This window comes from Aeromonas sp. sia0103 (assembly GCF_963895295.1).
In the GTDB taxonomy this organism is placed as follows: domain Bacteria; phylum Pseudomonadota; class Gammaproteobacteria; order Enterobacterales; family Aeromonadaceae; genus Aeromonas; species Aeromonas encheleia.
Window position 1 is genome coordinate 1 of the sequence record NZ_CAWQKG010000051.1, and the last position, 234, is coordinate 234.

The following is a 234-nucleotide window of genomic DNA, read 5'->3' on the forward strand; positions in this document are numbered from 1 at the left end:
GGCGTCCCGCTGGGTGGCCTGTCAACCAATCTGAGTGCCACCGACGGCGGAGCCATCACCCTGGTGGCCGTTGGCAGCGGCACCCTCAACGGTGTGGACGGCGATGGCAACATTGTCTTCAGCATCCAGATCGTCGATGTAGGCGGTGGCGTGCTGCAACTGCAAACCACCCAATTCGAAGCGCTGGCACATGGCAGCGACGGACTGTTTGACGAAGCGCTGAGCCTGCTGCTG

At 62.8% G+C, this 234-nt stretch carries 1 protein-coding gene; it reads left to right on the top strand.

The features are described from left to right. On the top strand, positions 1 to 234 hold a 234-nt coding region (locus tag AACW18_RS15905), incomplete at both ends, for a DUF5801 repeats-in-toxin domain-containing protein (protein ID WP_218390100.1).